Here is a 25661-nt window from a genome sequence, read left to right on the forward strand (position 1 = left end):
AAGTCCCAAAGTCGCAGGCACCGAAATAATCACTCGATAAACAAACTTGACCTTTAAAAATTGTCGCCGTCTAATCCAAAGAAAATGCCGATATCCGGCAGGGGGAGGTTACGCCGAAATGAAAGCCTCGGCTTTCGCTTATGCCCGCCCGACCAGCGTCCCAAGTGCGCTGGAACTGTTGGTCGCGTACGGGGACAAGGCCAAGGTGTTATCCGGCGGCCAAAGCCTGATGCCGGCAATGAATCTGCGCCTGATCTCCCCCGAATTCATTGTCGATATCGGTGAATTGGCTGAGCTTCGCGGGATAGTTGTGAAAGGCGACGTCTTAACCGTTCGTGCGCTGACGCGTCACGTGGACGTCCTGAGATCTCCCGAAATCGCGACCCATGCTCCTCTGTTGAGGGACGCTACCTCCCATGTCGCGCATCCGGCGATCCGCAACCGCGGCACGCTCGGCGGCAGCCTTGCGCACGCGGATCCGGCTTCCGAATTGCCGGCTTGCATGGTGGCGCTGGGCGCAACCGTCATCGTTTGCGGGCCACGCGGCGAGCGGCGAATCCCTGCTCAAGAATTCTTCACCGGCATTTACGAGACGGCACTTTCGCCACAGGAACTGCTGGTTGCCGTCGAACTGCCTGTCGCGCGGAAAGATTCCGCGCACTTCTTCCATGAATTTGCCCGCCGTCATGGCGACTATGCCATTGTCGGCTTGGCGGCGCAGTCGACCATCGTAGACGGGCAGTTCACTGATCTCCGCCTCGGTTTCTTTGCCGTGGGCGACCGGCCTTTGCTCGCCGGGGCTGCCGGAAAACTTGTTAACGTCGCCGTCACGCCGGAAGTCCTGGCCAACGCCTCCGCGGTACTGGGCGAAGAGCTGGATCCGCAGGAGGATCAGCAGGCTACTCCGGCCATGCGGCGGCACCTCGCGAAAGTATTACTTCAGCGTTGCGTGTCCACGCTGCTTTCCCGTGCCGACTTGCAGTCGGGGGTACCCGCGCGATGACCCCTGTGCCCATTTTCCTCGAAGTCAATGGCGAGCGTATCGACACCCATGTGTTGCCGCGGCTGAACCTGGCCGACTTCCTGCGTGAGCATATGAAGTTGACCGGTACGCATGTCGGGTGTGAGCACGGGGTTTGCGGTGCCTGCACGGTGCGCTTCAATGGCGAGATCGTGCGCTCCTGCCTGATACTGGCGGTACAAGCCCAAGAAGGCTCGGTCGAAACGATAGAGGGTTTGTCCGACAGCGGTGAAATCGCGGATCTGCAGGCCGCGTTCCGCGATCGTAACGCCTTGCAATGCGGCTTCTGCACACCGGGAATGTTGATGGCGGCGCAGGATTTGCTGCAGCAGACTCCGGAGCCGGATCGGAAAAAGATTCGTGAGCATCTTTCCGGCAACTATTGCCGTTGTACCGGCTATCAAGCGATTATTGATGCGATTGAGACGACAGCGCGGTTGCGCGCAGGACGCGCGACATGACACGCAAACCTGCGAATCGTGACGCGTTTTCGGTGCTCGACCGGCCGAACTCCTATATCGGCAAGACCGTGCCGCGGCCGAACCTCGACCGGCTGATGCAGGGACGCGGGTTATATGTCAGCGACATCGAACTGCCGCACATGGCGCATGTTGTGTTCCTGCGCTCGCCGCACGCGCATGCAAAAATCACAGGTATCGACGCAGCGGCGGCAGAACGCATGCCGGGTGTAATTGCCGTCGTCACCGGCCAGGAAATTGCTGTGGTTATCACGCCGTGGGTTGGGGTGCTCTCGCACTTGAAGGGTCTCAAATCTGCGCCGCAAAGCGCGATCGCGGTTGATCGGGTGTGCTGGCAGGGCGAAGCCGTCGCGGCAATCATCGCAACTAGCCGCGCCGCTGCCGAGGACGCGGCAGAACATATCTCCGTCGCGTATGAGGAACTCGACGCCGTGACGGACATGCAAACTGCGCTCGATCCCACAACGTCCGTGATCCATCCCGCGCTCGGCGACAATCTGGCCTTCGAGCGTAATCATGACGCAGGCGCCGTCGACGCGGCCTTTGCTGCCTCCGACGAGGTGGTGGAAGCAGAATTCATTTTTGGGCGGCACACCGGCGTGACGCTGGAGCCTCGTTCGGTAGTTGCCGACTGGAACTCTGCCGAAGGGCGACTCACGATCTATCAGGGCACGCAGGCGCCGCATATGGTGCAGAATATTGCGGCGCTGCATCTCGGTCTTCAGGAGTCCCAGGTCCGCGTGGTCTGCAAGGACGTCGGCGGCTCCTTCGGTATCAAGGTCCACGTCTACGCCGACGAAATGGCGACTTACGCACTGTCGAAACTGCTGCGGCGGCCGGTCAAATTCGTCGCCGACCGGGTCGAGAGTTTTAACACCGATATCCATGCGCGCGACCATCGCTGCAAGGGAAAGATCGGAGTCAAACGCGATGGTATCATCACCGCGTTCGAGATTGACGATCTCACGGGTATCGGGCCGTATTCAATGTATCCGCGAACCAGCGCCATCGAGGCCAATCAGGTCGTCAACCTGGTCGGTGGGCCCTATGTGACCAAGAACTACCGCGCCCGCGCCCGCGTCGTGTTCCAGAACAAGAACGTCATGTGTCAGTATCGTGCGGTCGGGCATCCGATCGCCTGTTCAGTAACTGAGGGTCTGGTCGATCTGGCGGCGATGAAGATCGGCATGGATCCCGTCGAAATTCGCCGTCGCAATCTGATTGCCGACGACGCTTACCCCTGTGCTTCGCCTTCGGGTTTGCGTTTCGAGCAATTGTCGCATCATGCCGCGTTGGCGAAACTTATCAAGATGATGGACTATGACGCGCTGCGCGCGGAACAGGCAATGTTGCGAGCCAGAAACATTCATCGCGGTATCGGCATCGCCAGCTTTATCGAAGTCACCAATCCCAGCGCGGCATTCTATGGCGTCGGCGGCGCCAAGATATCGTCGCAGGATGGCGTTGCGGTGCGGCTTGATGCCCAGGGAGCCGTAGTCTGCCAAACCAGCATCACCGAGCAGGGGCAGGGATCGGAATCGCTCACCGCCCAGATCGTCGGCAGCGTCCTCGGCGTCTCGATGGATCGCGTTCGCGTCATTCTGGGGGACACCGACAACACGCCCTATGGCGGCGGCACGTGGGCTTCGCGCGGGGCCGGCATCGGCGGTGAGGCCGCACTTCAGGCCACCAAGGTCCTGCGCAAGAACATCCTCGATGTCGCCGCTGCCATCCTGCAATCGTCACCCGGCGATCTCGACATCGTCAGCAATAGCGTTGTGAACGTCAGCGATGGCGCGCCGCGCATTGAATTGAGTGAATTGGCGAGGATCGTTTATTTCCGTCCCGATACGCTGCCACCGGGTATTCAGGCGGAGCTGATGGCGACACGGCATTTTGTCCCGCGAGAATATCCCTTCGCCTTTACTAACGGTGTCCAGGCCTCATGGCTGGAGGTCGATACCGACACCGGCTTCGTTAAATTGTTGAAGCACTGGGTGGTCGAGGACTGTGGCACGATCATCAATCCGCAGCTGGTTGACGAGCAGATCAGGGGCGGGGTGGTGCAGGGCCTTGGCGCCGCGCTGTTCGAAAAATGCGTTTATGACGAACGAGGCCAGCTCACCAACGCTAACATGGCCGACTATCTGGTCCCGATGTCCGGCGAAATGCCGGATATTGATATCGGCCATGTGGTGTCGCCCACGATGGAATCGGAATTGGGCGCCAAGGGCGCGGGCGAGGCCGGTACGGCCGGGGCGGCCGCCGCCGTGACCAATGCGGTCAATGACGCGCTCAGGCCGTTTGGGGCAATAATCACGGAGATTCCGCTGACGCCTCAGATGATCCTGACTGCGCTGGGGAGAATCTGAACGACGGTGCCAGCGAAAGCCAGTGTTCACTCGGCTGCAACGTTCGCGATCGAACTCGCCTGCCGATTGGTGACGACCACCTTGATGGCATCGTCAACACGCTCACGCGCGTATCTTAGCGCGGTTGGCAGATCGCCGAGTGGAAACGTATGTGTATGGATTTTCGTCGCATCGAAGCGCTTTTCCGCCATGAGTGCCATGGCACGGCGGGTCGCGCTGCGGCCCTCGCCGCGAATGCCGTAGGCATAGATGTTGTTCTTTACGAGATGTGCGAGATCCATCGTGACGGGATCATGTGGGAACGCGGCAAGGCAAATTTTTCCACCGCGATTGGTCATGTGAATGGCTTGATTGATTGTAGTTTCGCTTCCGGCGCATTCAACGACGTAGTCGGCGCCGATACCGGTAAGTTGCTTAACGACTTCGACTGGGTCCTCGTCGTTGATATTGATGACGCGATCGGCGCCTAGTTCCTGACCGATTGCGAGCCGTTTGTTGCGCGTTCCAGTCAAGATCACCGGGCTCGCGCCGAGCGCTTTGGCAACGGCGACCGCGAGCAGTCCGATCGGCCCCGGGCCGATCACCACGACGCTCTCGCCCGCGACCAACCCTCCCAATTCGGTCAAGCCATACATTGAGGTGCCGGCGGTGACGACCAGCGTCGCCTCCGCGTCACTCATCGTATCTGGTACGCGTGCCAGCGTGTTGATGTGGTTGACGGCGTATTCGGCAAAACCGCCATCGGTGGTGAAACCGTTGGCGCGATGTCCCTTCTCGGGCTTTCCGTAATTCAGGCACGAGGTGTACATGCCCTGGCGGCAGCGCTTGCACTGGCCGCAACCAGCGTGGATCTCCACGCTGATCCTTTCTCCAATCGTGAATTCGTCGACGTCAGGTCCGAGCGCTGCGACAGTGCCCATGTATTCGTGGCCCGGCGTGAAATTCTTGTTGAAGGGCAGGCCACCCTGAATGCTCGCCGGCGAGCCTGTATGAATGATCTCAAGGTCGGTTGCGCAGATCGCAACCGCATCGATCCGGACCAGCACTTCCGCGCGCGTGGGAACGGGGACCGGTTTCTCGCGCAAGGAGAGGTGGTCCGGGTCGTCCAGTACCCAGGCCCTCATTTGGTTAGGGATGGGTAGGTCGGGGGAAGTCTTGACGCCGGCGGGCTGGTACATGAAGCGTCTCCTCTCATGTCGAAGCCTAGCTGAAATCGTCGGCTGACGAAATTCCCGGACGGCTACAGCGCGGCTGCAGCCGTTTGCTGCATAGCAATAGACTGTCGCAAAACCTTCATGCGCAGCCTATACTTGGTCGCCGGTTGGTGCTGATATCCTTTTCGGCCGCTCGAAACCGGAGTTATCCATGAAGACCGTCCGTTTTGTTCTTGTCTTGCTGGCGCTAGCGCTGATCGCGCCCGGGCAATCTGCCAAAGCGGCCGACGTCATTTGCTATAATTGCCCCCCGGAATGGGCGGACTGGGCCTCGATGCTCAAGGCGATCAAGGCCGATCTCAATTACGATATTCCGCACGACAACAAGAACTCCGGTCAGGCTCTGGCGCAGATATTGGCCGAGAAAAGCAATCCCGTCGGCGATATCGGCTATTTCGGCGTCACCTTCGGTATGAAGGCCAAGGCGCAGGATGCCCTTGAGCCCTACAAGCCCGCCAACTGGGAGCAAGTCCCTGCCGGCTTGAAGGACGCCGACGGTTACTGGACCACGATTCACTCGGGCACGCTTGGCCTGTTCGTGAACAAGGATGCGCTTGGCGGCAAGCCGGTGCCGGCCTGCTGGAAAGATCTCCTCAAGCCCGACTATAAGGGTATGGTCGGCTATCTCGACCCGTCTTCAGCCGCGGTCGGGTACGTCGGTGCAGTCGCCATCAATCTGGCGCTTGGCGGCTCGGCGGCCAATTTTGATCCCGCAATCAGCTTCTTCAAGGACTTGAAGAAGAACGACCCGATCGTCCCCAAGCAGACTTCCTATGCCCGTGTGGTTTCGGGCGAGATGCCGATCCTGCTGGATTACGATTTCAACGCCTATCGCGCAAAATACTCGGAGAAAGGTAATTTCGAGTTTGTGATCCCTTGCGAAGGTTCTGTGGTGTTTCCTTACGTCGTTGGCCTCGTCAAGAATGCGGCGCACAAGGACAAGGCCAAGAAGGTTCTCGACTATCTTCTGTCCGACAAGGGGCAGGCGATCTGGACCAACGCCTATCTGCGTCCCGCGCGGCCGATCGAGCTGCCTGAGGCCGAGAAGAAGAAGTTCCTGCCCGACAGCGACTACACGCGCGCGAAAAATGTCGACTGGGGTCAGATGGAAAACATGCAAAAAGGCTTCGTCGACCGCTATCTCGCCGAGGTTCGCTGAGGCAATATGGCGTCCGGTTAGAGCGTTTTCGAGCGAAGTGGTACCGGTTCGCGTGAAGAAAACGCGTCGACGAAGTAGAGCTGCGGTTCTGATTCGTCAGAACTGAAGCTCCGGGGCGCCTTTTGCTGATGTCGCATAGATCCTTTGTCTGGTTGTGCCTGCTGCCGCTTGCGGTGGTGACGGCAGCGTTTTTTCTGCTCCCGATGGCGCGGCTGGTCGTGACCGGGGCGGAAGGCCCACAGGGCGCCGCGGGCTATCTGGCGATCTTGACCGAGCCGCGTTACCGCGCGACCTTGATCAATACGGTGGCGCTGGCAGCCGCGACCACCATTGTGACGCTGATCGTGGCGACGATTGCTGGAATGTTCCTGCAGCGGCATCGCTTCCCCGGCCGCGCCGTACTGATTGCGATGCTGACCTTTCCGCTGGCGTTTCCCGGCGTGGTTATCGGCTTCCTGATCATCCTGCTCGCCGGGCGCCAGGGGCTGATCGGTGATCTTTCCAACCGCGTGTTGGGCGAGAAGCTGGTCTTTGCCTACTCGATCTACGGGCTGTTCCTCGGTTATCTCTATTTCTCGATCCCGCGCGTCATTCTCACCATCATGGCCGCGGTGCAGAAGCTCGATGTTGGTTTGGAAGAGGCAGCCCGTTCGCTGGGGGCCAGTCCATGGGCGGTGCAGCGCGATGTGGTGTTGCCGGCGTTGGCGCCGGCCTTCGTCGCCTCCGGTGCGATTGCCTTTGCGACGGCGATGGGGGCGTTTGGTACGGCGTTTACGCTGGCGACTAACATCGATGTGTTGCCGATGCTGATCTATACCGAGTTCACGCTGGCTGCGAATTTTTCGACTTCGGCCGCGCTGTCGGTCGGGCTCGGCATCATTACCTGGTTCATCCTGGCGCTCGCCCGCTCCTTCAGCGGCAGCGCAGTTGCGGCGGCTGGATGAGCCATGCGTGATCGTCTGATCTTCACCGGCCAGCTAATTTTTACATTGATCGTCGCCGCATTCCTGGTGGTGCCCGCAATCCTGTCGATTTCCGCCGGCGTTACCGTGAACTATTTTCGCGGTATCCAGTCCGGCGTAACCCTGCAATGGGTTGTCCAGGTCTGGCAGCTCTATGCCGGCACTATCCTGCTGTCATTCGTGATCGCCTTTGCTACCCTCGCCGTGACGCTGGCCATTGGTGTTCCCGCAGCCTACGCCTTGCACGTGCGGGGAGGGAGGCTGTCGCGCATCGTCGAGGAGATCATCACGCTGCCGCTGGCGATACCAGGTCTGGCAATTGCCCTGGCATTGCTGCTCACCTACCAAGGCTTCAGCGACTTCCGCCGTTCTTGGCTCTTCATCCTGGTGGGGCATGTTATTTTCACCATGCCCTTTATGGTGCGATCGGTGATGGCGGTGTTTGCAACGGTCGATATCAAGACGCTCGACGAAGGTGCGGCGTCGCTCGGCGCATCACCATGGCGGCGCTTCCGCGACGTTATCGTGCCGAATGCCGTGCCCGGGATACTTGCCGGCAGCCTGATGGTGGTGACGCTTTCGCTTGGCGAATTCAACCTGACCTGGATGCTTCATACGCCCCTGACCAAGACGCTGCCCATCGGACTTGCGGACAGCTACGCCTCGATGCGGCTCGAGGTGGCTTCGGCCTATACGTTGATATTCTTCGTAATGATCATCCCGCTGCTGGTGGCCATGCAATTCTTTGCCGAGAAGGAACAGAAGAGATGAACGCGTCAGCAGGACATGGCGCCTCGGTGCGTATTGAGGCCTGCGGCAAGACGTTTATCGATGGAACGCGCGCGCTGGAGCCCGCGACGCTCGATATTGCGCGCGGTGAGACGCTGGTGTTGCTAGGTCCGTCCGGCTGCGGCAAGACCACCATGCTCCGCATCATCGCGGGCCTCGAATTGCCTGATGCCGGTGGCAAGGTATTGTTCGACGGCAACGATATGACGTCGGTGCCAATCGAACGGCGCAACGTCGGCATGGTGTTCCAGTCCTATGCGTTGTTTCCCAACATGAGCGTATCTGACAACATCGGCTACGGCCTGAAGATCCGCGGTGTGGCGGCCAAGGAGCGTGCGGCGCGCGTCGCCGAACTGGTCGCGCTGACCAATATTGCCGGGCTGGAGAATCGCCGCGTCGACCAGCTTTCCGGAGGGCAGCGCCAACGCGTGGCACTGGCGCGGGCAGTCGCGATCCGGCCGGGTATCCTACTGCTTGATGAACCCTTGACGGCGCTCGATGCGGCGTTGCGTGATCGGCTACGCGGTGAACTCAACCGCCTGCTGCGCGCGCTTGGTATCACCACGATCTACGTGACGCATGACCAGGCCGAAGCGATGGAACTCGGCGATCGTGTTGTTGTCATGCAGAAGGGAACGATTGCCCAGATCGGTACGCCGCGCGAGATCTACTTCACGCCACAAAGTCGCTTCGTGGCGGAATTCATAGGTGCCGCTAATATTATCGAGTCGCCGATCGAGAATGGTTATCTCGTTTTACCGGGCGGGCGGCAGGCGATCGGGATCGACGCAAATTTTCCGACCGTGGTCGCCATGATTCGTCCCGAAACGATCCGCGTAGTGGAGGCGGGGAGTGCCCCGCTTTCCGGCGTCATCGACAGCGTCAACTTTATTGGCGATCGGCAACGCCTGGTCATAAGTGGTGTATCCAATAGGCTATTTACTGTTGACGCGCCGAATACGGTACAAGCCAAGGCCGGCGAACGGGTCGGGCTGTTGATTTCGCCGGAAGCCGTTCGTTTGCTGCCGTCCGAAAGTTGAGAACGCCAATGTCGCCAAAACCGGTTCGTATCGCCCAAATTTCCGACCTGCATATCAAGCCGCCGGGCGCGCTCGCCTATGGCCGGGTCGATACTGCCCGGGCCCTTGAACGTTGCGTCGCGGCGTTGAACGAATTTCAGCCGGCGCCTGATTTTGTGGTGATATCAGGTGATCTGGCAGATACGCCGACGGTTGAGGAATATCTGTACCTCAAGCGGCTACTGACGCCATTGAAACTCCCGTTCGCCGGCATTCCCGGCAATCACGATTCGCGTCAGCTGATGCGCGATGCGTTTCCCTCTGCTTCATATGCCTTGGCGTCTGGGCCGCTCAATCAGAAGATTGAGATCGGCGGGCTGGATCTGCTGCTACTGGACTCAAGCGTACACCAAAAGCCCCATGGCGAACTCGAAGAGCCCACGCTGCGCTGGCTTGACGCTACACTGGCTGCTTCGCCCGATCGGCCAGCGCTGCTGTTCCTGCATCATCCGCCGTTCAAGGCCGGAATCTGGCACATGGATCGCCAGAATCTCCTCAACGCCAGCGAACTCGCCCCCATCGTTCGGCGTCATGCGCGCGTGCAACTCATCTCGGCCGGTCACGTTCACCGTGCGGCGCTGACGATGTTCGCGGGCGTGCCGACTACGATCTGCCCGGCGCCGAACCACGCGGTCGATCTTGACCTTGCTGAACTCCGCGAGCCCTCGTTCAAGGTGGAGCCGCCGGCCTTCCACCTCCACACCTGGTTTCCGGGCGAGGACTTCGGCAGCATCGTCACCCATCAGGTGCCGATTGGAACGTTTGACGGTCCGCATCCGTTTTTCGGGCCAGATGGGAAATTGCTTTAGGAGGCTCTTAAGTCTACCCTTCGGCGGCGTTTCCCAAAATTGTCGCTCCGCCATCGATAGCTTCCCTCGTTGCCCGGCCATCCTCCTTGCCCCGCATGTCGATTGACGCACTGGCTCATTCTTCATTTCGTTGCCGACCAGATTGCCAAGGCGGATGTGGAGGAGCAATCATTCTCCGGAAGATGTGGCCCATATCCCAAATGCTGACCGCCTGAGGAGAATCATGAAATGCGCCTTCTCCATTCGTTGATTCCGGCGCTCGCGCTGCTCCTGAGTTCTAATGCGATCGCACAGACGTCCTATCCGGACCGGCCTATCAAGATGATTGTGCCGCTGGCTGCAGCGAGTGCCGTCGATGTTGCAGCGCGGATCGTGACGCAGAAAATGGCCGACAATATGGGCCAGCAATTCGTGATCCTGAACCAGCCTGGCGCCTCAGGGATGATCGGGGCGGAGCAGGTCGCGCGGGCTGAACCGGACGGCTACACGATCGGGGGCTTCAACGACAGCATCATGACCATGGTGCCCAACCTGCAGTCCAAGATGCGCTGGGATATATTGAAGGATTTCGAACCGGTATCGCTGGTTGCAACCGTGGAGTGGGGGCTGGTCGCCAGCAATCGGGCCAGCTTCAAGAGCGCGGCGGATCTGATCGCAGCTGCGAAAGCAGCACCTGGCAAGATCGATTATGGCTCGGGTGGCCCGGGCAGCCCGCAGCATTTGGCCATGGCGATGTTTGCTTCCGCGGCCGGCATATCGCTGACCCACGTGCCCTATAAGGGCGCAACGCAAGCTGCAACCGATGTCGCCGCAGGCCAGATTCCAGTCGGCTTCCAGGGGCTCGGTACGGTTGCTGCCCTGGTGCGCGGCGGCCAACTCAAACTGATCGGAGTCACTACCGAGAAAAGATTGGCGCAATTCCCCGACGTGCCGACCGTCTCTGAATCCGGCTTGCCAGGATTCTTCTTCAACTCATGGTTTGCGATTCTTGCTCCTGCCGGCACGCCGAAGGCGATCATCGCTCGGTTGAACGCCGAGGCGCTGAAGGCGGTCGGTGATCCCGAAGTACGCCGCAAGCTGGAGGAACTGGGATTTGCGGTGCGCGGCAGTTCGTCGGAAGAATTGCGTGTCATGACGCGTGATCAGCTTGCCAAATACGCGCGCGTGATCAAGGAAATGGGTATCGCGAACGAATAAGCCGCCGGAGCGAAGCGGTCGGCGCTGCGTTGCGCCGGCGAAGTCCGTTACAGGCCGAAATTGGTGCCTCAATGGCGTCTGGCTATTTCCGCGTGACGGGATAGCTCGATGCCCGTACCATCCGATCGCGGGTTCCAGGGTTATCGGAGCGTTAATGCCTGGGCGGCCTTTGAGTTTTGGCCGCTAAATCGACGCAGTAGGATGCTTTCCGGTTGAAAAGCCAACCGGCGTTGATTACGGAAGAGCTACATCCCGAACAGTTTCTGGAGTTTGACTGGCGTGCCTCAACAAAGGACGGGTGAAGCTCAGGGATTTTCGAGCAGCAAACTGTCGGTTTTGCGCAAGCATCCCTATTTTGTCGACCTTGAGCCCGAAGCCTTCGATCAACTCTGCCGTTACGCCAAACACGTCACGCTGAAGCGGGGAGCGACGATCTTCGCCAAGGGAGATCCCGGCAACAGCCTGTTTGCCGTGATCTCCGGCACGGTGAAGATCAGTATTTCGTCGCCCGATGGCCGCAACGCAATCCTGAACCTGATCGGGGCGGAGGAGATTTTTGGCGAAATCGCGCTGCTTGACGGTTCTGTTCGCTCGGCAGACGCGACTGCGAACACCGCTTGCGAGCTCTTCACGATCGACCGGCGCGAGTTCATTCCTTTCGTGCGCAGCCAGCCGGGCCTTGCGATGAAGTTCATCGAACTGTTGTGCACGCGGATTCGCTGGACCAGCGATCAGGTCGAACAGGTTATCCTTCAAAATTTGCCGGGACGGTTGGCCAGCGCGTTGCTTCGCTTGACCGAGAAACACAAGCTTGAACCGCAGGGCCGAACCATTGCGATTACCCAGCAGGAAATCAGCGAGATGGTCGGTATGACGCGAGAAAGCATCAATAAGCAGTTGCGGGCGTGGGCGGCGCGCGACTGGGTGCGGCTCGAGCACGGCGCGATCGTTGTACTGAAGGCCGAGCCGCTGCAGGCTTTGGCCGAAGCCGGATCTGGCGACGAAGGCGAATAGCGGCGTGCGGCCGGCTAATTCTCCGGCGCGTTTAGCGATATTGTTCTCACAGGTCGAACACGGCCACAGCGCGGATCGGGGAGGCAGTGCCCCCGCGCCACTTCATCGGCAGGCCGATGAAGGTGAACCGGCCTTTACCGAGGAGCGCTTCCAGATTGCACAGGCTCTCGATGTGGGTGATGTCGAGGTCGAGACAGGCCTTGTGAACGAGCGCGTTCACGTCGCCTTCGGGACCAGGCCGCATCGAGTCGATGCCAAAATGCACGACGCCCTGTTGCGCGAGCCATTCAGTCGCGGCGACATTCACGCCGGGATTGTCGTTCGAATATTCCTTGCGTGGGAACGTGCGTTCGTGGTGGCCGGTGCAGAGCAGTACGGTGCCGCCTCTCGGGATCGGCAGGTCGGCCGTCTTCACCGCCACTTCGAGATCGGAGGGCGTAATCTCGGCGCGCGGCAGAATGTGGCGCAGGTCGAGGCAGATACCCGGCACAATGCATTTCTCCAGCGGATACTGGTCGATCGATATACCGCTCTTGCCGAAATGCCGGGGCGCATCGATGTGGGTGCCGGCGTGATCGACCATTGAGATGAACATCGATGCAAGTCCGTGCACGTTACCGGACTCGGCAAGGGATTCTTCGTGGGTCTTCCAGACGCCATGGATGACAGGTGGGTGACCCGGATAGCTCGGGGTGCGATGATAGAGCTCTCGGCTCAGGTCGATGATTTTCACGATAGAACCCTTTGGAAGATGCGGCTATTTCGGAATGCTGATAAACCCTGAGCGTTCGCGCTGTTCTTGTTGCCCTGCGCCGATCAACAAGCCGATCAATTCCTGCGCCTGGGGAGCGTGGGCAGCCCTGGTAGCGACGCCAGCTGTGTACATAGTCGCGAGTTCGCAACCGGGTGGCAGCGTCCCGGACAGGCTGACGCCCTTGGTGTTGATGATCTCGGTCGATTGCGTGCAGCCGATCGGACGTCGCGCATCGGATGCCGCCATTTCGCGCATAGCAGTCGCGCCGTTCGGGAAGATGTTGAGTCGTGCGGCGACTTTATCGGTGATGCCGAGTTGCGCCAGAACCTTCGCAACGTGAATGCCGGCGGTCGAGGCTACCGTGTCCGGCACGTAGATCGCGTCCGATGCAAGCAAGCATTCGCGCAAGCCGACGGTATCCTTGACCGTAACCCGGGGATCGCCGGCGCGAACGGCCAGGGCGGTCTCGACCAAGCCGACATTTGCGATCGACGAGGCGACCACCAGCTTCTCCTCGGCAAGCTTGGCCACGATCGCTGCGGCCAAAATGACGATGTCGGCCGGTATGCCCTTGCGCAATTTGTCGGCCATGGCGCCAACCGCGCCAAACTCTCCCGCGATATCGAAACCGGTCTGCGCCTTGAATTTCGAAGCCAGGCTGCCGACCAGTCCCTGTGCTGCGCCGCCGCTCAGGATGTTCAGGTTGCTCACGGGGTCTGCTCCATGGCAGCGATGATACTTTCGCGCGTGATTGGAAGATGGCGCACGCGCACGCCGAGCGCGTCGAACACGGCGTTGGCAATGGCCGCCGAAACCGGACCATGGGCAGCTTCGCCGGCACCGACGGGGTCCATCTCCGACCGCTGGATCAGTTCGACTTCGACCTCCGGCACCTCGCTGAAGCGAAGGATCGGATATTCCGTCCAATTGGTGCTGGTGATGCGTTGCCGGTCGAAGCGGACGCGTTCCTTCAACACCCAACTCGTGGCCTGGATCGCGCCGCCTTCGATCTGGTTGATGACGCCATCAGGATTGATGGCCTCACCGACGTCGACCACCAGGGTCAATTTTCGGACGCGGATAACGTCGGCGCCCTCAATCTCGGCGACTACGGCACAATAGGCGCCGGTGTTCTTGTAGCGGGCAAAAGCGATGCCGTAGCCAATGCCGGGCTGCTTCTCCGGCTTCCACCGGGCGCGCTTTGCAGCAGCGCGGATCACGTCCTTTGCCCGCTCATCGGTCAAGTGACGCAGCCGGAATGCGACCGGGTCTTCGCCGCGCTCGGCGGCGATCTCATCAAGGAAGGATTCGATCGCAAATACATTGCCTTGAGCGCCGAGTGTCCGCAGCGCGGAGGTGCGGATCGGCATCGTCGTCAGGCGATGGCTTTCGATCTGCCAGGATGGGAAGTCATAGAGAGGTACGGCGTTGCGGTCACCGCCGCCGCCATTGGCCTGCGGTGGATTGGTCGAGATCATCCGCGGAAACGGATTTTCCAGTTCGAATCCCGCCAGCAGCGCCGGTTGCGCCGCGCGCCCCGGCCGTGCCACATGGCCGTTGCTCCATATGGAATGGCGCCAGTCGGTGATTTCGCCCTCTGCGTCGAGATCGGCCTCAATCTCGATCGTCATGGCGGCCCCAAACGGGGCATCCGACATCTCGCCTTCGCGCGACCATTGCACCCGCACCGGCCGGCCGCCGGCGGCCTTGGCGAGCAATACCGCGTCGAGCGCAACGTCGTCAGCCGCGTTATGTCCATAGCAGCCGGCGCCCTCTATATGTTCCACTATGATGTTTTCGGCCGGCAGTTTGAGAACCAGCGCCAGATCGGTGCGCAGGAGATAGACGCCCTGGCTGTGGGTCCAGACGTGGACGCGGTCGCCATTCCACTGTGCCATGGCGCAGGAAGGCGCGATCGAGGCGTGGGCGATATAGGGGCGGGTATATTGCCGTTGAAGGGTCCGCTTCTTGGCACCGGGCGACGATGCTATGCGCTTGTCGACAACCGTTGTTTCCGAGGGTTCGGCCTTCAGGAATGCAGCTAAATCGCTTTCGTCGGGAAGGGGGGCGCCGTCGGCCCAGACCGCCCCCTTGCGCAGGGCTTGCAGCGCTGCTTCCGCGCCATGCTCGGTTTCGCAAACGACGCCCGCGAAACTGCCATCGCGCACCACCGCGACGAAGCCTGCTATCGTCCGGACATTGCCGTCTTTCAGCCCGGCGAGGTTCGCGCGCGCGTTCTGCGGCCGCAACACGCGGCCGTGCAGCATTTCCGGCAATGTCCAATCGTGAATGAAGCGCGCCCGCGCGAAGACCTTGTCGGGGATGTCGATCCGCTGCACCGAGTTTCCGGCGAGCGCGCGGCGTGTGGCCGGTTTCGGTTTCACATCAGGCGTCGCGTCGCGATCGAGCGAGACTTCTTCCGCAAGCTCCCAATAGCTCGTCGTGACATTGCCCGGCCCTGAAATGGTGCCGTCCTCGACACCGAGCGAAGCGATGTCGACACCCAGCCGTTCCGATGCCAGTTGAAGAAAGATCTGGCGTACCTCGGCGCAGGCATGCCGCATCGCGCGTCCCGATTGTTGCACGGAGAGGCTGCCTGAAGTCACGCCCTCGTTGGGGCTGACAGCCGTCGACGCGCGGATCATCTGCACGCGCGCAATATCGATGTCGAGTTCGTCGGCGGCGATCTGGGCCAGAGCCGTTACAATACCTTGCCCGATCTCGACCTTGCCCGGCGAGACCGTCACCTGTCCCTGCGGCGAAAATATCAACCAGGATGACAGTTTCGGGTTTGCCGCGAGATTCACCGGCAATTTGGGCGGGGACGGGGGCGGCGCTGGCTGGTTCATTCCGCCGCCATCTCGTCCGCTGCGCGCAGCACTGCCCGCACCATGCGGTTATGTGAGCCGCAACGGCAAAGGTTACCGTCGAGCGCTTCTTTCACTTCTCGGCTGCCGGGCTTGGGATTTCGTTTCAGCAGCGCGGCCGCGCTCATGAGAATTCCGGAGACGCAATAACCGCATTGCAGCGCCTGCTCGGCGATGAAGGCGCGTTGCAATGGATGCGGTCGCTCAGCAGTCCCCAAGCCCTCGATGGTCGTGATGTCCTTGTCCGCTATCGACCACAGCGGTGTATCGCAGGCCGCCACGGCGCGATCGCCGATCATGACGTTGCAGGCGCCGCATTCACCCGCGCCGCAGCCGAAATGCGGACCGGTCATGCCGAACTGCCCGCGCAAAATATCCAGCAGAGGCCGATCGGGATCGGCGTCGACGTCGGTCTCCACGCCATTAAGGCGAAATCGAACGCTCGGCATCGCGGGTGGGCCTTGGCTGGCGCTACTTTACTGGGGCTTGTCGAACTTCTTGACGACCTCGGCCCATTTCACAATATCGCCGCGCAGGAATTTGTCGAACTCTTCCGGGGTCATCGCCATGGGAACCGCGCCCTGCTGGGTCCAGAGCTTGACGACATCCGGCCGTTTCACCGCGGCGTTCACGGCGGCATTGATTTTGTCGATGACCGCCTTAGGCGTTCCCGCCGGCGCCATCAATCCCAGCCAGATGGTCGCCTCATAGCCGGCAACGCCAGCCTCGATCGTCGTCGGCGCGTTGGGCAGCACGGTGGAGCGCGTCTTGCCGGTGGTCGCCAGCGCGCGCACTTGGTTCTCCGCGACATTGGGCGCCATCGTCGGAACCGCGTCGATCATCATCTGCACCTGGCCGCCAATCACGCCGCTACGCGCCTCGCCGCTGTTGCGGTAGGGCACATGCACAAGATCAACGCCGGCCATGGTCTTGAACAGCTCGCCGGCCATGTGATACGGCGTGCCCTGGCCGGACGACGCATAATTCAGTTTGCCGGGCTGCGATTTGGCCAGCGCGATGAATTCCTGCAGCGTCCTTGCCTGAACGCTTGGGTGGATCACGATCACGAGGTCGGAATAGTTGACCGGAGCGATCGGCGCGAGATCTCGCATCAGCTCATATTTGCGCTGCGGCACCAGGGACTCATTGGCGGTCTGGGTGTTCGACATCATCAGCAACGTGTAACCATCAGGCGGTGACTTGGCAGCCTCGAGCGTGCCGATGACGCCGCCGGCGCCGGTGCGGTTCTCAATCACGAAGGGCTGGCCGAAGCTTTCCTGCAGGATGCTGCCGATCTGGCGGGCGGTGACGTCGGCAGGGCCACCGGCGCCGAACGGGACGATCACCCGGACCGGCCTCGAGGGATAGTCTTGGGCCAGACCTGTAGTCGCAAGAACAGCCTGTGCGAAAAGCGTTGCCGCCAGCGCAAGCGCCACTCTCAAGCGGATCATTTCAACCTCCCGAACCCAGTCTTGTGCTGCTTGGCCGGTTGCCGGCCCAATCTGGCTTCAGGGAAGTCTAGCGATCCGCGCGGTGATCGCCAGTACCTTCAGATGCGACATTCGTCGCGCTGCTGGCTTGTTTGACCAATTGGTCCCCAGCTCTTTTCCGGAAGTGCCCTCGTCCTATTTGACGTATTGCATCAATCAAGCCGCAACCATCTGCATCATCGACGCAACGCTGGCCGTGGCCAACGCAAATAGAATCATTGAGAGTGGGAAGCTGATTGCTGATCCAGGACACCCCGTCGCGAGGAATGTGACATGAAGTTCTTCCCCTGCATGGCTGTTGCTACCCTTCTGCTCGCCGGCAGTAATACCGTCACCAATGCCCAGACCCTTCCGGCCTATATGGCGCCGATCTCGGGTAAATCAGCTGCGACCGCCGCGGATATCGCGACCAGGGATGTGCTGGCGCTCAACACCGGCATGTTCGAGCTTTATGGCAATGCAGCAAAGATCTTCCAGAAGAACATTCTGGACAAGCATCCGGTGATTCTCGCCCTGTTCTCGGGCGCCGGCGGTCGGATGATCCTGTACCGGCCGGGGATGGCGCCAATGGATGCGCCGCAGGTGCCGATCGTCTATCAACTGCTCAAGTCGGTCGGCCATAGTACGATGGCACTGGCCCAGGTCGTCGGCCCCTATGTCGACAATCCCGATGACAAATCCTGGCGCGGGGCGATGCTGGCCTATCGCAGCCGCATGCAATCGGCGCTCGATGGCCTCGACGCCACGCCGATGGAGCCCGGTTGGCGCGACAACAATCGGACCATCCTGCAGAACAACCTCGCGTTCATGGACGAGTGCGTCGCCAAGGGCGTCGTGCCGTTCGCCGCGCTCGAGGCCTTTGGCAAGAAGCAGGCGCCGTATCTGGCGAAGAACGTGGCTTGGGCGGCGCAAACACAAGTCGGGCATTGGATGACGGTGCTGGCGGACTGGAAAAAGCAACTCGGCGCCGACTGGGACAAGACCTATGCCGCGAGCAACACGATCTATGTGGCTCGCCAGAACAACGTGCTGTTCAGCGTCCTGGCGCAATTCTTCGGCCCTGATGCGATCAACAGCCGGCTGCTGCTGATCGAGACGGTTTCGTTCACGACGACACCGGCAGATATGCTGGAATCCTTGACCCGCATCATTGCGGATCGCTCCGTCGGCTCGCTGTTCTTCGGCAACTATCATCTGATGGACTACGAGCTGATGGGGGGCGACGCGCGTGTCGCGATCGTTGCGGAAACCGGCAAACGCGGCATGACGCCGTTCCTGCCGCCCGTCGTGCCGTTCGGCTCCAAGCAATGGCCGACATTGGTGACACCCGGGCCGGGCCCGGCATCTATCGCCGATCTGAAGTAGGTCCGATAGTGTTGACCGACAGGTAGGAACATGCGGCCTTCGCGGCGCGAATTTGTGAAATGGGTGTCGGCAAGCGGCATCGCCCTCAGCCTGTCGCGGCTGGGATCGGCGGAAGCGGCCGGGTTGCCCCCACGTGCCTCTCTCCCGGGACGCGAGGGCTGGAACCCAGCGGCCAATGGTGCTGGCCGCATTGACGGCGTCGCCAAGGTTACCGGCGCGAAACTCTACGCGTCGGATTTTCGCGCGTTCGACCTGCCGGGCTGGCCGCAAAGCACCTCGCACGCAATACTGGTTCGCGCGCCCGATGCCACGCGCGTCTATACCGGGATGGATCTGGCGCGGCTGAGCGGCGCGCTCAAGCCGTCGGTGGTCGTGACCGCGGCTGAGCTTGATAAAATCGGCACGCGCGTTCCAGCATTCTACACCGGCGACCTGTTCTGTCCGGTCGGCAAGACGCCGATCTATATGGGGCAGCCGGTCGCGCTGTTGATCTTCGATACTTTCGATGCATTCGACCAGGCACGGCTGGCGTTGCGAGACGGGACCTTCGTCAAGTTCGGCGAAGAGACCGGCCCGGTCGCGATACCGAACTACGGTGCCTATCGCTTCACGCGGGTGGCCGGCCCAACGCCCGATGCGCCCGATGTCTATTCGCCGATCCAGGCGGGCTGGGTCAGCCCGGGACGCTCCCAGATATCGCCCCTGCCGGTGTGGTCGCCCCTCGCAAAGGACACGCCGGCGCCTTACTCCAAGGCCGCGGTCCATGGCGAACAAATTCGAAGCGAGCTCGCAGCGAAAAATTCCAATCTGCTGATGCTGGATCGCGAGTTCGAAACCCAATCCGTCGATCCGATGTTTCTCGAGCCGGAAGCCGGCATCGCATGGTACAACAACAAAAGCGAAAGCCTGGAACTCGTCCTTGGCGTGCAGTCTCCCTACGAGGCGGCTGAATCGATTGAGCATATGCTCGGCAAGGCGAGCGCTCCATTCAAGCCGGAACGCATCAATGCCCAGTTCACCTATGTCGGCGGCGGGTTCGGCGGCCGCGACCACTCCCCGTTCGTCCTCTATGTGGCGCTGGCGGCGATGTTCTTTCCCGGCCGTCCGGTCCGGTTGGCGCATGACCGCTATCAGCAGTTTCAGGCCGGCATTAAGCGCCATCCATTCAAGATGCGGTCCCGGATCGGGGTCGACCGGAGCACGGGCAAGATCACGGCCTTCGCCGCCGACCATGTGCTCGATGGCGGTGGCCTTGCGAACTTTTCTGTCAACGTGGCAACCGTTGCCGCGACTGCAGCGATCGGCATCTACGACATTCCCAAAGTCGATGTGACCACGGTTGTGGTGCATTCCCGCGGCGTCACGGCCGGGTCGATGCGCGGTTACGGCACGCTGCAGAGTATGACCGCGCTGGAAGTGCTGATCGACGAAGTCGCAGCTGCCTTACCGCTCGATCCGATTGAATTCCGGCGCCGCAACGCGCTCAAGCCCGACGGCCGGACCATGTGCGGCAATCGCTACAGCGTCTCGGTCCGCACCACGGAAATGCTCGACAAGCTCGAGAAGCATCCGATCTGGCAGCAGCGCGCGCAGCAAAAATCAGCCGCGCGGCCTGGCACTCTCGTTGGCACCGGGCTCGCCTGCGTGACCAAGGACTACGGCGCCGGCGCCGATTGTTCGCTGGGGCGTGTCGAACTCTCGGCCGAGGGCAAGATCACGATCTATTGCGACCATGTCGAGATGGGTAACGGCATTGGCACCGCGCTGGCCAACCGGGTGGCGATCTATCTCGGCGGCGTCGCCGACGAAGTTTCGGTGGCACGCGTCGATAGCTATGACGTCCTCGGGCTGGTCACGTCGGGCGATCCCTACACGATGGATCAGAAGACGCAGGACCGGGCAGAGAAAGACCCGCGCTGGGTGCCCGCGATCAGTACGGCGACCAGCGCCTCGGTCGGTGCGCATGTTGGAACCCATTCGGCGGCCGAGGCGGCGCGTGCAATCTTCCGCTTCGGCCTGTGGCCGGCGGCGCTTGAATTGTGGAACATCGCCCCGAACGACCCACGCGGAAAGGATTGGGCGAAGGCGCAATGGAAAGACGGTCAACTGGTGCTTCCCGGCCTTGCCGCGCTGCCCTTGCCGGCACTGGCCGCGAAGGCGCATGCACGCAATCTGGTGACCGGCGCCGTGGCGCACAGCTTCTCCCGCTGGGAGTGGTCGCGTGCGCGTTTTCCGTTTAACGGCGAACAATATCGCGCCGAGATCGATGCGCTGGCGGTGCGGAAGGGTAACGGCAAGTTCGCCCGGATTGATCGGGTCAGCGTCAGATTCCCGCCTGCCGTCAACAACCAGAGCGGCAACACCTATACCTCGATGTGCGGAACGCTGGTCCGCGTCGAAATTGAGCGCGCGACCGGTGCGCTGCGGATCGCCAAAGCGTATAGCGTGCTTGAGTGCGGCCGGGCATTGGTGCCCGAAGTGGTGCTGGGCCAGGCGCAAGGCGGGTTTGCGATGGGCGTCGGCTATGCCCTGCTGGAGAACCTGCCGCCTTACGAGGGCGGTCCCGGCAACGGCCAATGGAATCTCGGGCAGTATCTTGTCGCGCGCGGATCGGACCTGCCGCTTCGCGATCTCGAAATCGAGGTGCTGCCGCCGCTAACGCCGGACGAGCCGCCGAAAGGCATGGCGGAAGTCGTGATGGTTCCGGTCGTACCGGCGATCCTGAACGCTATCTTCGACGCCACCGGCCGCCGCTTCCAATCCCTGCCGGTGACCGCCAGCCTGCTCAAGGGAGTATTAGCGTGACCAGATTGAGCATCACGATCAATGGCCGTGCACACGGGCCGACGGATGTTCGCGATGATCTCTCGATGAACGATTTCCTGCGCGAATACCTCGGCATGACCGGTACTAAATTCGGCTGCGGTGCCGCGCAGTGCCTGAGCTGCGCCGTCATCATCGACAATCCCGATGGAACGAGTTTCACCAGCCCGACCTGCGTCGTCTCTGCGGTGAGTTTCGACGGCAAGGTCATCCGCACGGTCGAGGGACATGCGAAGAACGGTGAGCTTACGACGCTGCAGAAGGCATTCATTGAGCATTTCTCGTTCCAGTGCGGCTATTGCACCGCCGGTTTCCTGAACGAGGGACAGGTGCTGCTGGAGCGTCTGGCGAAGGCGCCGGTCGCACGCGCGGAACTCGAAAAAACCATCGCGGAAGCGCTCGACGGACACATCTGCCGCTGCACCGGCTATATCAAATATCACGAAGCGGTACGTGACGTGATCCTCGCGGATTCCAAGCGCTATCTTGTGGCGAACCAATGACCGGGCGCGAGGACCAGGCGACATGAAATCGAAACTGCGGTTTCAGCTTCTCGTCTCGATCGCCACCGTGGCGACGAGCATGCTTGCGGGCTACGCGGTTTCCGAAACTACACCCCAGAACCTTGCCAGCCCTGAGAGCTTTGCATCAATCGCCGATACGGACGCACGATCGGCGGCGATGTTCACTGAACTCGGCAAGGTGCTCACCCATCCGCGTTGCACCAATTGCCACCCGGCGACTGACCGTCCGCGGCAAGGTGATAAGAGCCGGCTGCATCAGCCACCAGTCGCGCGCGGCATCGATGGCCACGGCCTTCCGGCGATGCGCTGCTCGATCTGCCATCAGAATGCGAACTTTGAGCCCGGCCGCATGCCGGGTCACCCGGAATGGCATCTCGCGCCGCGCGAAATGGCATGGGAGGGCAAGACGGTTGCCGAAATTTGCACGCAGCTCAAGGATCCCGCGCGCAACGGCGGTCGCAAGCCCGAGGATCTGATCCATCACATCGGCGAAGATACGCTCGTCGGCTGGGCCTGGGCCCCGGGCGTTGGCCGCAGCCCCGCGCCCGGTACGCAAAAGCAGGCCGGCGCGCTGGTCGAGGCCTGGGTGAAGTCAGGCGCGGCCTGTCCCGCACAGTAACACCTGCGCGAAAGACCGTGCACTGTGGCGCGCGCTAGATTGATGGGCAGGCGATCTACGCCAATGGGCAGCCGATCGTACGCTTAATGCATGGCTTGGCTGCCGTTTTCGCCGGTGTACCCGTCGAGAAAGTCACTCGGCGGCGGCGGATTTTGATGTTACCTATCGGGGCATGAACCAGCATGCCAAGGTCGATATCCGCCACTCCACCTGTCCGCATGATTGCCCGTCGGCCTGCGCACTCGATATCGAAGTGATCGACGGCCGCAGCATCGGCCGGGTGCGCGGTTCCAAGCAGCAGACCTACACCGCCGGCGTCGTCTGCGCCAAGGTCGCCCGCTATGCCGAGCGCATTCATCACCCCGACCGGTTGTTGCATCCGATGCGCCGCACCGGACCCAAGGGCTCCGGTCAGTTTGCGCGGATATCGTGGGATGAGGCGCTCGACGAAATGGCCGCGCGTTTCGATCAGGCCGAGAAGGAGTTCGGTGCACAATCGGTATGGCCGTATTATTACGCCGGCACCATGGGTCTGGTGATGCGCGACGGCATCAACCGTCTTGCCAATGTGAAGAAATATTCCCGTTTCTACTCGACGATTTGCGCGAACGTCGCGCGCATCGGATTTGCCATCGGCACCGGCAAGATCGCCGGCGTCGATCCGCGCGAGATGGGCGTGTCCGACCTCGTCGTGATCTGGGGCACCAATCCCGTGAACACGCAGGTCAACGTGATGACGCATGCGATGCGCGCCCGCAAGGAGCGCGGCGCCAAGATCGCAGCGATCGATGTCTACAACAACGACACCATGAAGCAGGCCGATATCAAGATCCTGCTTAAGCCCGGCACTGACGGTGCGTTCGCCTGCGGCGTCATGCACGTGTTGTTCCGGGAAGGTTACGCCGACCGCGAATACATGGATCGCTACACCGATTGCCCGAATGAACTGGAAGCGCACCTTGCGACCCGTACCCCGGAATGGGCATCGTCCATCTCGGGCGTGCCGGTCGAGGAGATCGAGGCGTTCGCCCGCCTGGTCGGTCAGACCAAGCGTTCGTTCTTTCGCCTCGGCTATGGCTTCACCCGGAGCCGTAACGGCGCGGCGCAGATGCATGCGGCGCTGTGTATCCCGGCGGTGACCGGCGCCTGGCAACACGAGGGCGGTGGCGCGTTCTTCAACAATTTTGCGATCTGGAAGTTCGATGAATCCATCATCGAAGGCCACGATGCACTCGATCGCACCACCCGCTGGCTCGACCAGTCCCAGATTGGACGTATCCTGACCGGTGACGCGGAAGCCTTGAAGGGCGGACCGCCGGTCAAGGCAATGCTGATCCAGAACACCAACCCGATGACGGTGGCGCCGGAGCAGGCGCTGGTGCGCAAGGGTTTTGCGCGCGAAGACCTGTTCATGGTGGTGCATGAGCAGTTCATGACCGAGACGGCTGTCATGGCTGACATCGTGCTGCCGGCGACCATGTTCATGGAGCACGACGACCTCTATTACGGTGGCGGACATCAGCATATTTCGGTGGGCGCCAAGCTGATCGACCCGCCCGGCGAGTGCCGCTCGAACCACGAGGTGTTGCAGGGCCTCGGTCGCCGGCTTAACGCCGTGCATCCCGGTTTTACGATGTCGCCGCGCGAACTGATCGACGCGACGCTGCAGAAGAGCGGCCATGGCGATATTGCGGCTCTGGAGGCGGATCTGTGGCGCGACCTCCAGCCGGATTTCCGCACCTCGCATTACCTCGACGGTTTTGCGCATGCGGACAAGAAGTTTCACTTCAAGGCTGATTGGGCGAACCCGCCCTTCGGCAACGCTTTGGGACCTTGGGCGCAGATGCCGTCGCTGCCGGACCATTGGACGATTATCGAGGAAGCGGATGAGACCCATCCGTTCCGGCTCGCCACCAGTCCCGCGCGCAGCTTCCTCAACACCAGCTTCAACGAAACGCCATCTTCGATTGCGCGCGAGGGCGAGCCCTCGGTGATGATGCACCCCGATGATGCCGCGACGCTCGGGCTCGCCGATGGGGATGTCGTCTCACTCGGCAACGTGAGAGGTGAGACGAATTTGACGGTAAAGCTGTTCGACGGGCTGCGACGCGGCGTATTGATCGCGGAATCCATCCAGCCGAACAAGGCCCATATCGGCGGTCGCGGTATCAACATGCTGACCGGAGCCGAGGCGGTCGCCCCCGTGGGCGGTGCGGCGTTCCATGACAACAAGGTCTGGGTGAAGAAGGCCATGCCCTCGGCTTAAATCCTGCTTGCAGTCCGGCGTCATCCTGCCGCAAATGTTCGCCAATCCATGGCAAACAGGGCGAGCGGAACAATGACCGACAACAGCAGCGTAATACGCGAGAAGCGCGGACAGGCGTTCTGGATTACCATCAACCGGCCGGACAAGCGCAACGCCATCAATGCCGACGTGGTCGCCGGTATTGCGAAGGGTTATCGCGACGCCCATGACGACAAGGAAGTGCGCGTCATCGTGCTGACGGGGGCGGGTGACAAGGCGTTTTGCGCCGGCGCCGACCTGCAGAACAGCGGCGCTGCCTTCTCGATGGATTTTTCCAAGCCGAATGTCGACTACGCCGATCTGTTGCGGCTGTCGCAGAATGCCACCAAGCCTGCGATCGCACGGGTAGGAGGCGTCTGCATGGCCGGCGGCATGGGCTTGTTGTGCATGACGGATATGGCGGTGGCCGCCGATCACGTGATTTTCGGGCTGCCCGAAGTAAAGGTCGGCGTATTTCCGATGCAGGTGATGAGCCTGTTGCAATCGATGGCGCCACCGCGCCTCGTCAATGAATGGGCGCTGACGGGCGAGCCGTTCGATGCGAAGGCGGCTCAGGCCGCCGGGCTGCTGAATTACGTGGTGCCGCCAGCCGAGCTCGACACCAAGGTCGAATGGCTGATCAGCCGTATCGTCGACAAATCGCCGACAGCGATCCGGCGCGGCAAATATGCCATGCGCGCCATCGCCTCGATGTCGTTCGACGAAAGCATCGCCTACACCGAAAGCCAGATTGCCTTGCTGGCCATGACGGAAGACGCCAAGGAAGGCCTCAAGGCGTTTGGCGAGAAGCGCAAACCGTCATGGCCGGGGCGGTGAGCT

At 61.3% G+C, this 25661-nt stretch carries 22 protein-coding genes; 16 read left to right on the forward strand and 6 right to left on the reverse strand.

All coding sequences use genetic code 11. The annotated features are described in order from the left end of the window. The first annotated feature begins 118 nt into the window (after positions 1-118). The 3 genes from JQ611_RS17655 to JQ611_RS17665 are packed head-to-tail and all read left to right on the forward strand — an operon-like array spanning position 119 to position 3872. The gene (locus JQ611_RS17655) at positions 119-1003 is read left to right on the forward strand and encodes a xanthine dehydrogenase family protein subunit M (RefSeq protein ID WP_212263931.1); all 885 of its coding nucleotides are present in this window, start codon (positions 119-121) and stop codon (positions 1001-1003) included. After that, entirely contained in the window at positions 1000-1482 is a 483-nt protein-coding gene (locus JQ611_RS17660; protein ID WP_212390954.1) for a (2Fe-2S)-binding protein, read from the forward strand. Before JQ611_RS17655 ends, JQ611_RS17660 begins: the two co-directional genes overlap by 4 nt. Then, positions 1479-3872, forward strand: a complete 2394-nt coding sequence (locus JQ611_RS17665; protein ID WP_212263933.1) for a xanthine dehydrogenase family protein molybdopterin-binding subunit — start codon at positions 1479-1481, stop codon at positions 3870-3872. Before JQ611_RS17660 ends, JQ611_RS17665 begins: the two co-directional genes overlap by 4 nt. 26 nt (positions 3873-3898) lie before the next feature. On the opposite strand, the gene JQ611_RS17670 is transcribed toward JQ611_RS17665, so the two are convergent. Further along, positions 3899-5050 (reverse strand): zinc-binding dehydrogenase, encoded by a 1152-nt coding sequence (locus JQ611_RS17670; protein ID WP_212263934.1) that lies wholly within the window; start codon positions 5048-5050, stop codon positions 3899-3901. A 187-nt stretch (positions 5051-5237) separates the two neighbouring features. Between JQ611_RS17670 and JQ611_RS17675 the strand changes: the two genes are divergently transcribed. The 7 genes from JQ611_RS17675 to JQ611_RS17705 all read left to right on the forward strand — a co-directional run bounded on the left by JQ611_RS17675 (position 5238) and on the right by JQ611_RS17705 (position 12095). Further along, complete coding sequence (locus JQ611_RS17675; protein ID WP_212466120.1) at positions 5238-6245, forward strand: ABC transporter substrate-binding protein; 1008 nt, start codon at positions 5238-5240, stop codon at positions 6243-6245. Between the two features lie 128 nt (positions 6246-6373). Next, positions 6374-7189: an ABC transporter permease gene (locus JQ611_RS17680; RefSeq protein WP_212263936.1), complete on the forward strand. Its 816-nt coding sequence runs from the start codon at positions 6374-6376 to the stop codon at positions 7187-7189. Between the two features lie 3 nt (positions 7190-7192). Further along, positions 7193-7978: an ABC transporter permease gene (locus JQ611_RS17685; protein ID WP_212263937.1), complete on the forward strand. Its 786-nt coding sequence runs from the start codon at positions 7193-7195 to the stop codon at positions 7976-7978. Further along, positions 7975-9036, forward strand: coding sequence for an ABC transporter ATP-binding protein (locus JQ611_RS17690; protein ID WP_212466121.1), 1062 nt, complete (start codon positions 7975-7977; stop codon positions 9034-9036). The genes JQ611_RS17685 and JQ611_RS17690 overlap by 4 nt, the downstream gene beginning before the upstream one ends. Before the next feature lie 8 nt (positions 9037-9044). Further along, positions 9045-9884, forward strand: a complete 840-nt coding sequence (locus JQ611_RS17695) for a phosphodiesterase (RefSeq protein ID WP_212466122.1) — start codon at positions 9045-9047, stop codon at positions 9882-9884. Between the two features lie 228 nt (positions 9885-10112). Beyond that, complete coding sequence (locus tag JQ611_RS17700; protein ID WP_212263940.1) at positions 10113-11081, forward strand: tripartite tricarboxylate transporter substrate binding protein; 969 nt, start codon at positions 10113-10115, stop codon at positions 11079-11081. A gap of 279 nt (positions 11082-11360) precedes the next feature. Continuing rightward, on the forward strand, positions 11361-12095 hold the full coding sequence (locus tag JQ611_RS17705; protein ID WP_212263941.1) for a Crp/Fnr family transcriptional regulator: 735 nt from the start codon (positions 11361-11363) through the stop codon (positions 12093-12095). A 46-nt stretch (positions 12096-12141) separates the two neighbouring features. Here the strand turns inward: JQ611_RS17705 and JQ611_RS17710 are convergent, their stop codons facing one another. From JQ611_RS17710 to JQ611_RS17730, 5 genes are read right to left on the reverse strand one after another with little or no spacing between them, the layout of a single operon-like run. After that, complete coding sequence (locus JQ611_RS17710; protein WP_212466123.1) at positions 12142-12828, reverse strand: cyclase family protein; 687 nt, start codon at positions 12826-12828, stop codon at positions 12142-12144. A gap of 24 nt (positions 12829-12852) precedes the next feature. Continuing rightward, a complete protein-coding gene (locus tag JQ611_RS17715) occupies positions 12853-13560 on the reverse strand; it encodes a substrate-binding domain-containing protein (RefSeq protein ID WP_212466124.1) in 708 nt (235 codons plus the stop codon). Beyond that, on the reverse strand, positions 13557-15698 hold the full coding sequence (locus JQ611_RS17720; RefSeq protein ID WP_212466125.1) for a molybdopterin cofactor-binding domain-containing protein: 2142 nt from the start codon (positions 15696-15698) through the stop codon (positions 13557-13559). Before JQ611_RS17720 ends, JQ611_RS17715 begins: the two co-directional genes overlap by 4 nt. Continuing rightward, positions 15695-16165 (reverse strand): (2Fe-2S)-binding protein, encoded by a 471-nt coding sequence (locus JQ611_RS17725; RefSeq protein WP_212466126.1) that lies wholly within the window; start codon positions 16163-16165, stop codon positions 15695-15697. The genes JQ611_RS17720 and JQ611_RS17725 overlap by 4 nt, the downstream gene beginning before the upstream one ends. A gap of 27 nt (positions 16166-16192) precedes the next feature. Beyond that, positions 16193-17167, reverse strand: a complete 975-nt coding sequence (locus JQ611_RS17730; RefSeq protein WP_212466127.1) for a tripartite tricarboxylate transporter substrate binding protein — start codon at positions 17165-17167, stop codon at positions 16193-16195. Between the two features lie 312 nt (positions 17168-17479). Here JQ611_RS17730 and JQ611_RS17735 point away from each other — a divergent pair, with 312 nt between their 5' ends. The 6 genes from JQ611_RS17735 (at position 17480) to JQ611_RS17760 (ending at position 25658) form a co-directional block, all read left to right on the forward strand. Further along, positions 17480-18571, forward strand: coding sequence for a hypothetical protein (locus tag JQ611_RS17735; protein WP_212466128.1), 1092 nt, complete (start codon positions 17480-17482; stop codon positions 18569-18571). 30 nt (positions 18572-18601) lie between these two features. Then, the gene (locus JQ611_RS17740) at positions 18602-21376 is read left to right on the forward strand and encodes a xanthine dehydrogenase family protein molybdopterin-binding subunit (RefSeq protein WP_212466129.1); all 2775 of its coding nucleotides are present in this window, start codon (positions 18602-18604) and stop codon (positions 21374-21376) included. Continuing rightward, positions 21373-21897: a (2Fe-2S)-binding protein gene (locus JQ611_RS17745; protein WP_212263949.1), complete on the forward strand. Its 525-nt coding sequence runs from the start codon at positions 21373-21375 to the stop codon at positions 21895-21897. Before JQ611_RS17740 ends, JQ611_RS17745 begins: the two co-directional genes overlap by 4 nt. 22 nt (positions 21898-21919) lie before the next feature. Then, positions 21920-22537, forward strand: coding sequence for an Isoquinoline 1-oxidoreductase subunit (locus JQ611_RS17750; RefSeq protein ID WP_212263950.1), 618 nt, complete (start codon positions 21920-21922; stop codon positions 22535-22537). 172 nt (positions 22538-22709) lie between these two features. Further along, entirely contained in the window at positions 22710-24803 is a 2094-nt protein-coding gene (locus JQ611_RS17755; protein ID WP_212263951.1) for a molybdopterin oxidoreductase family protein, read from the forward strand. A 72-nt stretch (positions 24804-24875) separates the two neighbouring features. Continuing rightward, positions 24876-25658 carry an enoyl-CoA hydratase/isomerase family protein gene (locus tag JQ611_RS17760; RefSeq protein ID WP_212466130.1) on the forward strand — a complete coding sequence of 261 codons (783 nt, stop codon included), beginning with the start codon at positions 24876-24878 and terminating at the stop codon, positions 25656-25658. Positions 25659-25661 lie beyond the last annotated feature (3 nt).

Origin of the sequence: Bradyrhizobium sp. AUGA SZCCT0182 (genome assembly GCF_018130185.1) — a bacterium.
Classification (GTDB): Bacteria; Pseudomonadota; Alphaproteobacteria; order Rhizobiales; family Xanthobacteraceae; genus Bradyrhizobium.